Genomic DNA, 13,409 nt, shown 5'->3' with positions numbered 1-13,409 from the left:
TCGCGGACATCGTCTGTGTCCATGAGCTTCACGCGGTACCCGGGCGACGGGACACGGACGCACGGATCGACCCGCATCCACCCGTCGACGTCTCCGCAGCGGTCGAGCCTTCCGCAACGGCCGGGTCCCTCGCGTCTGCTGGGACACTGGGCCCCGCCGGGACCAGCCCGCCGGCGATCCGCGTCGCTGGGCTGGTCTCCGCAGCTCGCCGTGCGCCTCGCCCTGGTGGCGTGGGGTGTCGTGGTCGTGGCCCTGTGGTGGTTCGACACCTCCGCCTCCAGCGTCCACGGCGCCGGGCTCATCATGACCGCGGCCGGCCGGGTCAGCGGTCTGCTGGCGGCCTACCTGGTACTCGTGCAGCTCCTGCTCATGGCACGGATGCCGGTCTTCGAACACGCGGTCGGGCTCGACCGGCTGGCGGCCTGGCACCGCGGCCTGGGCACGAACATCGTGCTGCTCATCGTCGTCCACGTCCTGCTGACGGTGTGGGGCTACGGTCTGACCGAGCATCACCAGCCGCTGTCCGAACTCGTCACGGTGGTCACGACCTATCCGGAGATGTGGAAGGCGACCATCGGCACCCTGCTGTTCGTGGGCGTCGGCGTGGCCAGCGCCCGCGCGGCTCGGCCGCACATCTCCTACGAGGTCTGGTACCTGCTGCACCTCACCGCCTACGTCGCCGTGCTCCTGGTGTACTCCCACCAGACGGCGACCGGCGCGGACTTCGTCGGTCATCCGGCCAACCGGCTGCTGTGGCAGGGGATGTACGTCGCCGTCGCCGCCTGCCTCGTCATCTGGCGGCTGCTCCTGCCGATCGCGGCCGTCGTCCAGCACCGGATGACGGTGGAGCACGTGGTCGATGAGGCGCCCGGCGTCGTCTCGGTCTGGGTCCGCGGCCACGACCTGCATCGTCTCGGCGCGCTGCCGGGGCAGTTCCTGCTGTGGCGGTTCGCCGCCCGCGGGCACGTCGTCAGCGCACACCCCTATTCACTGTCCGCCCCGCCGCAACCGCACCGGCTGCGCATCACGGTCAAGGCCGCGGGCGACCACTCCCGCGCGATCGCCCACCTCCGGCCGGGCACCCCGGTCGTGGCGGAGGGCCCTTTCGGGCATTTCACCGCCGAGCACGCCACCCGGGGCAAGGCGCTGCTCATCGGCGGGGGCAGTGGAATCGGACCGGTCCGGGCGCTCGCGGAGGATCTTGCCGACCGCGGTGACGACGTCGTCGTGGTGCACCGGGCGAGCCGGGCGAGCGATCTCGCTCTGCGACGGGAGCTCGAGGAGCTGGCCGGGGACGGACGGCTGGTCCTCCACCGCGTGGTCGGTTCCCGGCGCGACCTCGGATACGACCCGCTGGAGGCGCGCTTCCTCGACGCGGCCGTGCCGGACGTCACCGAACGGGACGTCTTCGTCTGCGGCCCCACCGGAATGACGCACGCGGTCGTCCGCGCTCTGCGCGGTCTCGGCCTCTGCAGCGACCAGATCCACACCGAGGAGTTCACGCTGAGATGAACGAGAACGCCGGAAAGCCTTACCGGGCGCGGCTCGGCTTCGCCGCGCTGATGGGAGCTGTCGTCCTCGTGGTCGGTGCGAAGGCCGCGACGGGGCACGGTGAGCAGCCCTCAGCGCTCGTCGCCCTGCCGGCCACGGCCGGAGCGAGCCGTCAGCCCTCCACGACGGGAAGCAGCCCGACGCCGACTTCGGCTCCGACTCCTACGTCGGGTGATGGCTCCTTCGGTTCGAGTTCGTCCGGATCGGGCTCCTCCGGTTCGTCCTCGGGCTCGGGCTCCTCCGGTTCGCTCTCGAGTTCGGGGTCGTCGGGTTCGGGATCCTCGGGCACGGCCGCCACCAGGACGGTGACAGGCGACGCCGTCAGCACCCGCTACGGATCCGTGCAGGTCCAGATCGTCCTGAGCGGAAAAAAGATCACTAATGTGGTGGCCCTGCAGCTACCGGACCGGGAGCGACGCGACATCGAGATCAACAATCGGGCGGTGCCGATCCTGCGTCAGGAGGTGCTCAACGCCCAGAGTGCCCACATCGACACCGTCTCCGGAGCCTCGTACACCAGCTACGGTTACGCGTGGTCCGTCCAGTCCGCGCTGGACAAGGCCGGTGCCTAGTCGGCCGGGCCGGGTCCACGCCGAAACGGTGATGGGCACGGTCGTCAGCATCGACGTCCGCTCCCCACTCGACACGCCGGACCTGGACACGGTGATCGGGGCGGCGGTCGCGGTACTGCATCGGGCGGACGAGGACTTCAGCACGTTCCTGCCGGGATCCTGGGTCTCCCGGATCCGGCACGGTGAGATCGACCTCGACGACTGCCCGGATCACGTCCGCGAGGTCTACCGGATAGCCGCCGCCTGCCGGGACCGGACCGGAGGAAGGTTCGACCCGGCCTGGCGCGGGGACGGCACCCTGGACCCGACCGGGCTGGTCAAGGGCTGGGCGGCCGATGCGGCGTCCCGGGCGCTGACCGACGCCGGCGCCCTGGTCCACTGCGTCAACGCGGCGGGAGACCTGCGGGTCCGGGGTGCATCGGGGCCGGGACGGCCCTGGCGGGTCGGGATCTCGGATCCCTTCGACCGGACCCGGCTCGTCGCGGTGGTCGAGGGCACGGACCTGGCCGTCGCCACGTCGGGTGTCTCGGAGCGGGGCGAGCACGTCGTCGACCCGCGCACCGGGACCCCGGCGACCGATCTCGCCTCGGTCACCATCATCGGAGCAGATCTGACCCTGGCGGACGCCTATGCCACGGCCTCCCTTGCCGCGGGCCGGGCCGCGCCGGCCCTGCTCGCCGATCTCGCCCGACAGGGATGGGCCTGGCTGACGGTCGACGCCACCGGCCGGCTGGACCATTCGGCCGGGTTCCCCGGTCAGGTGGCCGCCGCCGCATACGCGCCTTCCCGCCGTGTACCCACCGGATCCGTCCCCGCCGGAGATGCACCCCCCGCATCCGTCTGCTTCGGTTCCGCACCCGTCGCGTCGGGATGACCAGCCCCGCGGGCAAGAGTGAGACTGGGCAGATGAACCGTCCGATCAGGGTCCTCGTCGTCGACGACGAGGAAGCGATCACTGATCTCGTTACCATGGCGCTGCGCTACGAGGGCTTCGACGTCCGCGCCGTGCATTCCGGTCAGGCGGCGTTGACGCAGGTCGCGCTGTCACAGCCGGACCTGCTCGTGCTGGACGTCATGCTCCCTGACATCGACGGATTCGCGGTCTGCGAGCGGCTGCGGGGCTCGGGGCAGGGCGTGCCGACCCTGTTCCTGACGGCCCGCGACGCCACCGAGGACAAGGTGCACGGGCTGACCCTCGGCGGGGACGACTACGTCACGAAGCCGTTCATGATCAGCGAGCTGATCGCCCGGGTCCGCGCGATCCTGCGTCGGGCCGGGGTCGCCGACGGCGCACCCGAGCCGCTGCGTTTCGCCGATCTCGAACTCGACCCGGAGACCCGTGAGGTGCGGCGCACCGGCCGGCACATCGACCTGACCGCCACCGAGTACCGCCTGCTGCACTACCTGCTGGCGAACGCCCGCAAGGTGCTCATCCGCGCCCAGCTCCTCGACCATGTCTGGGGGCACGACTTCGGAGGGGACGCGCGGGTCCTGGAGACCTACATCAGCTACCTGCGACGTAAGATCGACGATGTTCCACCGCCGCTGATCCACACGGTGCGCGGCGTCGGCTACGTCCTGCGTCTGCCGCGTTGAGCGGACCGGTCATGTCCCTGCGCGCCCGGCTGCTGCTGGCCCTGGTAGGTCTGCTGGCGGTCGGCATGTCCCTCGGCGCGGTCGGCACGCAGGGCGCTGTGGAGGCATACCTGCGCGGCCGGCTGGACCAGCAGGTACGCGACGCCCATCCGGTGATGGAACAGACACTCCTGCGGGCCGGCGGATACGGCGACCACGACCCCGACGACCATGACCCCCGCTTCGGCAGCGCGTTCCTGGTCGGCACCTACGGCGCGTTGTACGACAGCAGCGGTCGCCGACTGGCCGAGACCAGCCCCGGCCCCAGCGGCCCGGCGACGCCGACCCAGCGCCCGGCCGTCACGCCGCGCCTGCTCGCCACCGCGCGGCTGCACCCGGACCTCGCGACCGTTGCGCTGTGGACGGTGCCCGCCCAGGACGGCGGAAGCCGCTTCAGGATGCTCGCCGAGCGCTTCGACAACGCAGACGTGCTTGTCGTCGCCGTGCCGTTCTCGGAGATGGATGCCACCCTCAAGAACGTCACCAGGATCGAGATCGTCGCGAGTTCGGTGATGCTGGCCGTGCTGGCCGTGCTGGCCTACGTCATCATCCGCCTCGGGCTGCGCCCCCTCACCCGGATCGAGCAGACCGCGGACATGATCGCACGGGGTGACCTGACGAAACGGGTCGCCGGTGCCGACCGCCGCACCGAGGTGGGGCGGCTCGGGCTCGCCTTCAACGCGATGCTCACCCAGATCGAGGCGGCCTTCCGGGCCCGCGAGGCATCCGAACGGCGCCTGCGCCGCTTCGTCGGGGATGCCAGCCACGAACTGCGGACCCCGCTGACCTCGATCCGCGGCTATGCCGAGATGTTCCATCGGGGCGCCGCGAACCGGCCCGAGGATCTCGCGTTGGTCATGCGCCGCATCGAAGAAGAATCCGCTCGGATGAGCGAGCTGGTCGACGACCTGTTGCTGCTCGCCCGGCTGGACCAGCGACCGGCGTTGGAGCGCCAGCCCGTCGATGTCGCGGCCATGGTCCGCGACATCGTCACCGACGCCCGGGCTGTCAGCCCGGGCCGGACGATCGAGGCCGACGTGCCGCTGATCCTCGAGGTGGCCGGAGATGAGGGACGGCTGCGCCAGGCCGTCGGAAACCTCGTTCGTAACGCCGTCGTCCACACCCCGTCCGACACCGCGATATCCGTCGTCGCGGAACCGATCGAGGCCGGCCCTCCGGGTGCCTCCGGCGAACCCGGCCCGGCAGGGGACGGTGGAACCGGCGAGGTCGTCATCTCGGTGATCGACCACGGCCACGGTGTCCCCGAGGACGCTGTCGCACACGTCTTCGAACGCTTCTACCGGGCCGATTCGGGCCGGTCCCGGGACGCCGGTGGGACCGGGTTGGGCCTGTCCATCGTGGCGGCCGTCGCCACCGCGCATGGCGGACGGGTCGACTACCGGCCGACCCCGGGCGGCGGAGCGACGTTCCGGCTCATCCTGCCACGGCAAACGCGGCGAACCCAGCCTTGCCTTCTCCTGCCAGCCGTTGAATGACTTCTGGCTCTTCTGACGTGTCAGTGGGTCACTGATCGTCGATCAAGAACGGTGGCCGGGGAGGTCGATCTCGAGTCCGCCTCGGATGAGGAGTGCCATGGCGATCAGTGCGTTGGGCGAGTGGAAGCCGTAGGCACGGCGGGTGAGTTGGCGTAGGTGGGGGTTGGTGGCCTCGACGCGGGCGTTGGTGACGGCGTAGTCAAGGGTGTTGTGGATAGCGGTCAGTTGTTTCCGGACGGTCTCGCCTATCTTGACGAACTCGGGTATTCGGCAACGTGCCGCCCAGGCCAGCGCTTCACCGACCTGATGGACCGGCTCGGCGGCATCACACCGCGGACCCTGACGCAGCGTCTGCGTGATCTTGAATCGGACGGGCTCGTCCTCGTCGACCGGGAGCCCGGTCGACGGGAGGTCTGTATCGCCTCACTCCCGCCGGCCTCGACCTCGCGCCCGCCCTGGACGAACTCGCGCTGTGGGGCCTGCGCCATCTCGCCGCGCCCCCCGCGCCGGGCGAACCAACCCATCCCGAGCACCTGCTCAGCACTCTGCGCCTCGTCCTGGCCCGCGAGCGGCTCGATGTCGGCCCGGTCACCTGGGTAGTCCGGACTCTCGACCGCGACGACAACTACACGATCAGTGGGAGGGGGGCGGTGGGCGCTCGAGGGCACCGCGGCCCTGAATCCGGACGTCGAGGTGCTCGGCACCAGGCGAGACCTGGCCGAGTACCTCACCACACTCCACCCGGCGCGCGCCACGGGTCACCCAGGTGTTCGCCTGCGGGGCGGCGAGCGGGAGATCAGCAGGTTCCTCGACGCGATCGCAGCCTTTCCGCAACCGCCGCAGGGCTCGACTCCGTCGGATTGACATCCTCCCCCGCGTGAACGCGGAGGATTCCAACATCTACACACCGCCGGCTCACGGGGTCCGGCCGGCGCGCCCTCGCCCGTGAGCCTTGTCCGTCAGCGGAGGAGTGCGGTGGCGAGACTCCGCGTCGACACCCGGAGCCGGGCTTCGCCACCGTGGGCAGTCAGGTGCCGCACCAGGTCGGCGTCGAATGTACCGAGCAGCGTGTGTGCCAGAAAGTCCGCGTCGGCATCGGGCTGAACTTGGCGGATGAGTCCGGTCACGTGGCCGTGCCAGCACAGATACGTAGGGTCGGAATGTTTGTCGGCCGCGCACGCCTGTTCGTGCGCGGCGATCAGGGCGATGTTCTTGGCCGCGAGCTGGGCCAGCTCGTCAAGGAATCCCAGGAGCCGCTCGCGGGGCGGCGCGCCCGGGCCGAGGGGCGGCGACCCGCTCCCGATCGCTTCGCGGATGCCGGCGGCGCGATCAGCGAGCAGTTCCTGGAACAGACCCGTACGGCTGCCGAACCGCCGGAACACCGTGCCCTTGCCCACGCCGGCGGTCGCGGCGACCAAGTCGAGCGAGATGCGCTCGGGTCCGTGCTGGACGAGGAGCTCCTCGGTCGCCCGCAGGATCGCCCGCCGATTACGTGCCGCGTCCGTCCGTTCGACGACCATGACACCTCCTGGCAATCGGACTACTGGTCCGATACTATCCGGCAGTAATCGGACCGTTGGTCCGATTGACCACATGGGAGGAACCGCTGTGCAAGCTCTGCTCGCCGCGCCCGACGTCGCCGGGGGCATTCGGTTCGCCGATGTCCCGGAGCCGGTACCGTCCCCGCACCAGGTTCTCGTCGACGTGCGTCACGCGTCGGTCAACAGCGGGGAGGTTCGCCACCTCGAGCTCCAGCCGGCCGGTGCGGTGCTCGGGTATGACGCCGCCGGGTACGTCGTCCGGACGGCCGAGGACGGCACCGGGCCCGGCGTCGGTGAGCGGGTCGTCGCGTTCGGGATCGGCGCCTGGGGGCGGCGCGCCGTGTTCGGTACCGACAGCGTCGCCGTGGTCCCCGCCTCGCTCGACCTCGCCGCCGCGGCGGCGTTGCCACTCGTCGGGATGACAGCCCTGCGGACCTTGCGTGCCGTCGGCTCGGTCCTCGGCCGGAGGGTGCTCGTAACCGGCGCCGCCGGCGGAGTCGGCCGGCTGGCGGTGCAGTTGGCCCGGCTCGGCGGCGCCCACGTCATCGCCTCGGTCGGCTCTGCCCGCCGGGTCGACGGGCTCGCCGCGCTGGGGGCTGACGAGGTCGTCGTCGGGCTCGACGCCGTCGACGCGCCGGTGGACGTGATCATCGAGAACGTGGGCGGAGCGCATCTGGTCACGGCATGGGGCCTGCTCAAGCCCGGGGGCAGTCTGCAGAGCGTCGGCTGGGTCTCAGGCGAGCCGGCGGTGTTTCCACCGAACTCGATCTTCGCCCTGGGGCCGGCCAAGACGTTGCAGTCGTTCGGCGACGCGTCGAACCCCGGTCCGGACCTGGCCGTCCTCGTCGACCTGGCCGCCCGCGGCACCATCAAACCGGAGGTGGGCTGGCGCGGCTCGTGGGAGCGCATCGGCGACGCGATCCAGGCGCTGATCGGGAGGAAGGTGGCCGGGAAGGTCGTCATCGACCTCGATGACACCGCCGGCAGTCATCCGAGATGACCGAATCGCGTTCTTGAAGAACAGCGCCAGTCGTCGGCTATCCACCGGCGGCTCGGCCGTGTCGATCGGCGTGGAGTGCGGTAGCCGGACCACGGAGGCGTGCCGGCCCGCCGCGTCCGCGTTGGTCGACCGATACCGTGGAGTCGTGAGCCTGCACCTGAGCCAGGTCGCCGAGGCGGACGAGCTACTGACCAACGATCCGCTGGCCCTCCTCATCGGCATGGTTCTGGACCAGCCAGTACCGGAACCATGGAGTGGGGACGTCCGAGACAGGGGGACGACCGGGTGAGTCTCTAGCCGCCGCCTGGCGGTATGACCCCGTCATCGGCGGCGAGCCGGCAGGATGTCAGAAATCCAAACATGCCCGTACCGTCCTTGCGCCGGAAGAAGTCCACCATCTCGGTGTTGAACTCGTGGCGGCGTGCGGCCGGGACACTGATGGCATCCATCCCCTGGGACATGAGGTGACCATTCATCATGTAGCGGGCGGTGCGCTTGTTGCCGTCGTAGTAGAACTGCTGAAGCGAGCCGAAGAGAAAATAGGCGATCGCCTGCTCGAACTCGGCGTCGATCTCGGCGGACAGGAATTCCAGCCCCTGCGAGAGGATGCGACGCAGGTTCTCGCCACCGCGCTCGGTAGCGGGTGGCAGGTAGCGACCATGCTGTCCGAGGCTGACGCCGGGGGTGAGAGTCTCCTTGCCCTCGCCGCGGAAGTGGCCTGACTCCAGTGCTTCGTCCCGGGCGAGCAGGAACTGGAGCCTGTCGGAGATCTCTTTGGAGAGCCGGAACTCGCCCGTCCTGACGAGCCGGGCGAGCTCGTTCGCCGCCTCGGCGAGGTTCAGGATCTGACGTTCATCGCTGATCTTCCGCCCGCCAACGGTGATCCCGTCCAGGAGTGTCTGGACTTCGGGGTAGGTGAACGGGTTGCCCTCGAGCACCGCGGCGTCCCATACGTACTCCGGCAGCGACTGGCGAAGCCGCCAGACGGCGCGCTCGACGGCGAACCGTGGAATGTCCCGCCGTACGGCGGACCGGTCCCAGGTGAACCCCATCGCATCCAGCATCGCCTCGATCGTCGCCATGATCGCACCTCCTCGGGGCCGCGCGCGACCGGCACGTGCCGCCAGCCATGTCTGTGATCCAACGATACGGCGACCGCGGCATGCCAGGTCGGGGACGGTACTGGCAGAGTCGCGTGTTCGACCGACTTGTTGATCAGGTGATGCGGGCGGGCTCCCCGCCCGGACTGGCTGCGCGGGCGGCGCGTGCGAGAGCCGCGATAGCTGGTGACGTGCTGTGGGCGGGCCAGGCGAGCAGCAGGGTGACGGGCTGCGCGTCGGTCACCTGCACGCTGACGAGGTCGTGGCGCAGTGGCGTGGTCACGAAACGGGGGACCAAGGCGACGGTCTGGCCCAGCGCGACGAGTTGTAGCAGTTCGGTGAGGCTGCGCGCTTCGGGACCGGTAGACGGCCCACGCCGCGGGTGCACGTTCTCGTCGCGAAGGTCGGCCATGCACAGGCTCGCCCGAACGGCGAACGGGTGCGTAGCTGGCAGCACAGCCATGAGGGGTTCGGTCAGCAGCGGCTCGGTGTCGAGCCCGCTCAGGTCATCGGCCAGACTGTAGAGCAGTGCGGCGTCGGCGCGGCCGTCCCGCAGCAGCCGTCCCCGGTCCGTTTGAAAGATCACCCGCACTGGCAGCGAGCACGGCTCGTATTCGCAGGCGGCGAGGATCGCCGGAAGCAGGCCCGCGTCCCCGCCCGCCTTCATCGCCAGTACCAGGTGCGGATCATCGGCGCCCGCCCGCCGGGTACGCCGCGCGGCGGCATCCACCGCGTCCAGGGAGTGGCGTGCCTCGCGGGCCAGCACCTGCCCGGCCGGGGTCGGCGTCACCGCGCGACTGGTTCGCTCGAACAGGACGACGCCCAGGCGGCGCTCCAGCCGCTGGATCGTCTTCGACAGCGCGGGCTGGGCGATGCCGAGCCGGGCGGCGGCCCGGCTGAAGTGCAGTTCTTCGGCCACGGCCAGGAAGTGCGCCAGTTCCCGGGTCTCCAGCGGCTGTTCCATGCCGTCAGGTTATCGATCGCGGCCCGGCGGGTCTTGGACGTGGCCCGGCCAATGATGGTGATCTGAAGGCCGTTGAACATTCCTTCCGGCAGCAACGAGAAAGGTGCGCATCCGACATGGAACCGATCGAGCCGACGGCGGGCCCGCGCGACGTCCTGGAGCAGTATCGCCGGGCCGCGATCAGGCAGTCTACCGAGGACATGAGGCGGCTCTATGCGGTCGACGCGGTCCATGAGTTCCCGTTCACGGCACCAGGCGTGCCCTCCCGGCTCGTGGGCCGGGAAGAGATCGTCGGCTGGATAGCGGCGGGCTGGCGGAGCATGCCACTGCGCTTCGAGCGGTACCGCACGATCGCCAGTCACGACACCGGCAATCCGCAGACGGTCATCGTCGAGCAGGAGGCCATCGCCAGGAACACATCCAGTGGTCGCGAGTTCACCCTACCCAACATCGTCGTACTCACCGTCCGAGATGGCCAGATCACTCACCTGCGTGACTACGTCAATGTGCTGGCGGCGGCGGACGCCACCGAGCGCGCCGCCAACGCCCTCGGCTGATCGCGGTAAGCCCCGGGCGTGGGACGGCGGCGCTCACACCCACCTGGACGTTCGGGCTAGCCTGGCGCTGACAGTCCGTGGGGCCGGGCGCGACGACGCCGATCGTGCGGTGACCTGAGCAGCGATGCGACGCCTGCACCGGTCCGACTACTGTGACGCGCGTGGGACTTCACCTGAGCCAGATCGCTGAGGCGGACGAGCTGCTGACGAACGATCCGCTGGCGCTCCTGATCGGGATGGTGCTGGACCAGCAGATCCCGCTGGAGCGGGCGTTCGCCGCGCCGTACGAGCTTGTCGAACGGCTTGGGCGTCCGCTTGACGCGGCCGAGCTGGCCGACTTCGATGCGGACAAGTTGAGTGGGATCTTCTCCCGGCAGCCGGCGTTGCACCGGTTCCCTGGCTCGATGGCCAAGCGTGTGCAGGCCCTGTGCCGTTTGCTGCTGGACTCCTACGATGGCGATGCTGCGGCGGTGTGGACGACCGCGACGGATGGTCGGGAGCTGCTGAAGCGGATTGCCGCCCTGCCGGGCTTCGGCCAGCAGAAAGCCAAGATTTTCGTGGCGTTGCTCGGTAAGCAGCTTGGCGTGACTCCTCCTGGTTGGCGGGAGGTCTGCGTGCCCTTCGGAGAGGATGGCAGCTTCCGTTCGATCGCCGACATCACCAGTCCCGAGTCACGGATCAAGGTGCGGGACTTCAAGAAGCAGATGAAGACCGCAGCCAAGGCCGGCGCCGCCTGACCTCCGGTTTCGTTACTCGGTCCCATGAGAGTGCCGCGGCGTGGGCGTTCAGCACCGCCAACCTGACCTCGCTGACGGAGGATCGCTCCTGGCTGTCCGTCTCGGACGCGGCAGACTTCCCCGCCGAGCCCCGCATCCACTGTCCCCGCCGGGTGTTCAACGGCCTGCACATCGGCTGGTTCCCGGCCGCGGGGTGAGCGGACCCGACTCCTGCGCGTCATGACGTGGAACATCCACGTTCACCCCGACCAGCGAGGCTGACACCGATGGTGCCTAGCCGGATCCACCGCCGCGGCGGTGTCCCCGAGTTCTCCGGAGGAAGCGTGGTCACCTCGTCGGTCGTAATCACAGGCGCGGCGTCCGGGATCGGGCGAGCGTGCGTGGAGCTGTTCGCCGCCCGGGGGTTCGGGGTGGTGGCCGTCGACCTCGATGAGGCCGTGCTGTCCACACTGACCGGACAGCCCGGACAGCCCGGGCCGGAGCAGGTCGTGCCACTCGTCGGGGACGTTTCCCGCGAGGAGACCGGCACCGCCATGGCACAGCTGGCGCTCGCACGTTTCGGACGGCTGGACGTGGCGGTGCTAAACGCCGGGATCGGCGGAACCCTGCCGTGGGAGGCCGCCGGTGCCGTCGAGCGGCTGGATAGAATCTTCGCCGTCAACGTGCGGGGTGTGGTGATCGGGATACGTTCCGTTGTTCCGGTGCTGCGTGGCAGCGGCGGCGGCTCGATCGTTGTGACCGCGTCCAGCGGCGGACTGCAGGGGGAGCCTGGGAACTGGGCCTACAACGCGTCCAAGGCGGCAGTGATCAACATGGTGCGCGCCGCCGCGCTCGACCACGCCGTCCAGAACATCCGGATCAACGCGGTCGCCCCCGGCCTCACTGAGACCCCGCTGACGGCACGGCACCGGACCGATCCGGAGCTTGCCGCGGCGGTGGGCCGGCGGATCCCGATGCAGCGCTGGGGGTACGCGCGGGAACACGCGGCGGCCATCTGGTTCTTGGCCTCGCCCGAGGCGTCCTACGTCACCGGGACGACGCTGGTCGCCGACGGGGGGCTCACCGCACACCACGGTGCGGTGCCCCTGCCGGCTCGGCCGGAGTTCTGACGCGAAGATTCCCGAACCGGTCGCTGGTAGCTGGGCGCGCGGAGCTGCCGGCGCGCTGTCGCGGGTCGGCTGCTGGCTGCCGTGGGTCAGGAGGCGGTGTCGAGAGTGACGCGGTAGCCCATGGTTTCGAGGTGGCGGACGGCGCGGGTCCGGGCTCGTTCGGGGTTGAGGCGGGTGTAGTAGTCGGCGCCGGGGTCGTCGTAAGGAGTGCTGGTGGTGGCCATGTGCCAGATCGCGGTGAGCATGGAGTGCTGGACTGCGACGTTGGCCTTCTGCGGTCCGCGGCGGGAGGCGACGCGTCGGTAGCGGGCTCCGAGGTAGGTGCGCGGGTTCTGGGCGCAGGCCATGGCCGCGGCGCCGAGCGCACCGTGGAGGTAGGGGTTGCCCGGGCGGGTCCGGCTGGATTTGACCTTGCCGGCGGACTCGTTGTTCCCGGGTGATCGCGGTGCGCGCCCGGGTCAGGTCGCGGAGCGGGCGGATCGGGGCGGGCGGCACGAACGACCCGCGTACCAGGCCGTGGGCGCCGAGCTGGGCGAGCCAGGTCGCGTCCGCGACGTCGGTCTTGCGTCCCGGGAGGTTCTTGACGTGCCGGGCGTTGACCAGCAGCACCTCGAACGGGGCGTCCTCCAGCAGGTAGTAGAAGGGTTTCCAGTAGTCCGGGGTCGCCTCCATCACCACACAGGTGACGGACTGGTCCACCAGGTGGTCGCGCAGCTCGAGGATCTGGCGGGTCATCGCGCCCCAGGTCGTGACCGTCTCCTGGGTTGTGCGGCGGCCCGCCCCGGCGATGCGCACGCAGACCTTGGCGTCCTTCTTCGAGATGTCCAGGCCCGCGCAGCGGGCGTGCACGACGTCCATCACATGCCTCCCACACAGCGACACGGTGTTCGTCGTGGGGAGGGCTGGGGAGATCGAAGTCTGACGCACGGGCTCGAAGGCACCAATCCACGGTTCCCGTGGAAGCCCTCCGCCACCATGCTGACCTACAGGCTCACAGGCACCACAGAGCACATCGGGGTCGACCACGACGAACACCATCATGATCGACCCCGGCCGGCCATGACCGCAACGGCCCGGAAGCGCCGAATCTTCGCGCACCACGGTGCGCCTCGAAGACGGCGCCGCGATGCTGACCTGCGGTTTCGTC

At 70.0% G+C, this 13,409-nt stretch carries 16 protein-coding genes and 1 pseudogene; 12 read left to right on the top strand and 5 right to left on the bottom strand.

Annotated elements, in window-relative coordinates; translation table 11 throughout:
* Positions 1–21: 21 nt before the first annotated feature.
* Genes CV1CTNOD_RS22230 through CV1CTNOD_RS22210 form a run of 5 tightly spaced genes read left to right on the top strand, consistent with a single transcriptional unit; the run spans position 22 to position 5,254 of the window.
* Complete coding sequence (locus tag CV1CTNOD_RS22230) at positions 22–1,512, top strand: ferredoxin reductase family protein (RefSeq protein WP_242606923.1); 1,491 nt, start codon at positions 22–24, stop codon at positions 1,510–1,512.
* Positions 1,509–2,123, top strand: coding sequence for an FMN-binding protein (locus CV1CTNOD_RS22225; RefSeq protein WP_131787892.1), 615 nt, complete (start codon positions 1,509–1,511; stop codon positions 2,121–2,123). The genes CV1CTNOD_RS22230 and CV1CTNOD_RS22225 overlap by 4 nt, the downstream gene beginning before the upstream one ends.
* Before the next feature lie 31 nt (positions 2,124–2,154).
* Positions 2,155–2,997: an FAD:protein FMN transferase gene (locus CV1CTNOD_RS22220; protein WP_131787930.1), complete on the top strand. Its 843-nt coding sequence runs from the start codon at positions 2,155–2,157 to the stop codon at positions 2,995–2,997.
* Between the two features lie 32 nt (positions 2,998–3,029).
* Positions 3,030–3,719, top strand: a complete 690-nt coding sequence (locus tag CV1CTNOD_RS22215; RefSeq protein WP_207386607.1) for a response regulator transcription factor — start codon at positions 3,030–3,032, stop codon at positions 3,717–3,719.
* An 11-nt stretch (positions 3,720–3,730) separates the two neighbouring features.
* A complete protein-coding gene (locus CV1CTNOD_RS22210; protein WP_131787890.1) occupies positions 3,731–5,254 on the top strand; it encodes a sensor histidine kinase in 1,524 nt (507 codons plus the stop codon).
* Positions 5,255–5,296: 42 nt separating this feature from the next.
* Here CV1CTNOD_RS22210 and CV1CTNOD_RS28005 read toward each other — a convergent pair whose 3' ends face one another.
* Positions 5,297–5,521: a transposase gene (locus CV1CTNOD_RS28005; RefSeq protein ID WP_347402973.1), complete on the bottom strand. Its 225-nt coding sequence runs from the start codon at positions 5,519–5,521 to the stop codon at positions 5,297–5,299.
* Between CV1CTNOD_RS28005 and CV1CTNOD_RS27090 the strand changes: the two genes are divergently transcribed.
* A complete protein-coding gene (locus tag CV1CTNOD_RS27090; protein WP_278043971.1) occupies positions 5,465–5,854 on the top strand; it encodes a winged helix-turn-helix transcriptional regulator in 390 nt (129 codons plus the stop codon). The two genes, CV1CTNOD_RS28005 and CV1CTNOD_RS27090, sit on opposite strands and share 57 nt — an antisense overlap.
* Before the next feature lie 36 nt (positions 5,855–5,890).
* A complete protein-coding gene (locus CV1CTNOD_RS27085; RefSeq protein WP_131787889.1) occupies positions 5,891–6,118 on the top strand; it encodes a hypothetical protein in 228 nt (75 codons plus the stop codon).
* 95 nt (positions 6,119–6,213) lie between these two features.
* On the opposite strand, the gene CV1CTNOD_RS22190 is transcribed toward CV1CTNOD_RS27085, so the two are convergent.
* Complete coding sequence (locus CV1CTNOD_RS22190; RefSeq protein WP_131787888.1) at positions 6,214–6,774, bottom strand: TetR/AcrR family transcriptional regulator; 561 nt, start codon at positions 6,772–6,774, stop codon at positions 6,214–6,216.
* A gap of 88 nt (positions 6,775–6,862) precedes the next feature.
* On the opposite strand from CV1CTNOD_RS22190, the gene CV1CTNOD_RS22185 reads away from it, so the two are divergent.
* The gene (locus CV1CTNOD_RS22185) at positions 6,863–7,795 is read left to right on the top strand and encodes a zinc-binding dehydrogenase (RefSeq protein ID WP_207386606.1); all 933 of its coding nucleotides are present in this window, start codon (positions 6,863–6,865) and stop codon (positions 7,793–7,795) included.
* A gap of 145 nt (positions 7,796–7,940) precedes the next feature.
* Positions 7,941–8,084, top strand: coding sequence for a hypothetical protein (locus CV1CTNOD_RS25100; RefSeq protein ID WP_165485671.1), 144 nt, complete (start codon positions 7,941–7,943; stop codon positions 8,082–8,084).
* A 4-nt stretch (positions 8,085–8,088) separates the two neighbouring features.
* Here the strand turns inward: CV1CTNOD_RS25100 and CV1CTNOD_RS22180 are convergent, their stop codons facing one another.
* Entirely contained in the window at positions 8,089–8,877 is a 789-nt protein-coding gene (locus CV1CTNOD_RS22180; protein ID WP_131787886.1) for a cell filamentation protein Fic, read from the bottom strand.
* Positions 8,878–9,010: 133 nt separating this feature from the next.
* Positions 9,011–9,859, bottom strand: coding sequence for a LysR family transcriptional regulator (locus tag CV1CTNOD_RS22175; protein WP_131787885.1), 849 nt, complete (start codon positions 9,857–9,859; stop codon positions 9,011–9,013).
* A 116-nt stretch (positions 9,860–9,975) separates the two neighbouring features.
* Between CV1CTNOD_RS22175 and CV1CTNOD_RS22170 the strand changes: the two genes are divergently transcribed.
* From CV1CTNOD_RS22170 to CV1CTNOD_RS22160, 3 genes are all read left to right on the top strand, one after another.
* Complete coding sequence (locus CV1CTNOD_RS22170) at positions 9,976–10,416, top strand: nuclear transport factor 2 family protein (protein ID WP_131787884.1); 441 nt, start codon at positions 9,976–9,978, stop codon at positions 10,414–10,416.
* Between the two features lie 161 nt (positions 10,417–10,577).
* Entirely contained in the window at positions 10,578–11,153 is a 576-nt protein-coding gene (locus CV1CTNOD_RS22165) for an HhH-GPD-type base excision DNA repair protein (RefSeq protein WP_131787883.1), read from the top strand.
* Between the two features lie 323 nt (positions 11,154–11,476).
* Positions 11,477–12,262, top strand: coding sequence for an SDR family NAD(P)-dependent oxidoreductase (locus CV1CTNOD_RS22160; protein ID WP_131787927.1), 786 nt, complete (start codon positions 11,477–11,479; stop codon positions 12,260–12,262).
* Between the two features lie 86 nt (positions 12,263–12,348).
* Here the strand turns inward: CV1CTNOD_RS22160 and CV1CTNOD_RS22155 are convergent.
* Positions 12,349–13,120: pseudogene (locus CV1CTNOD_RS22155) on the bottom strand (IS110 family transposase).
* Between the last annotated feature and the right edge of the window lie 289 nt (positions 13,121–13,409).

The organism is Protofrankia symbiont of Coriaria ruscifolia (assembly GCF_900634745.1).
Classification (GTDB): domain Bacteria; phylum Actinomycetota; class Actinomycetes; order Frankiales; family Frankiaceae; genus Protofrankia; species Protofrankia californiensis.
The sequence above is the reverse complement of the archived record's forward strand: the minus strand, read 5'-3'. Positions and strand labels throughout refer to the sequence as shown.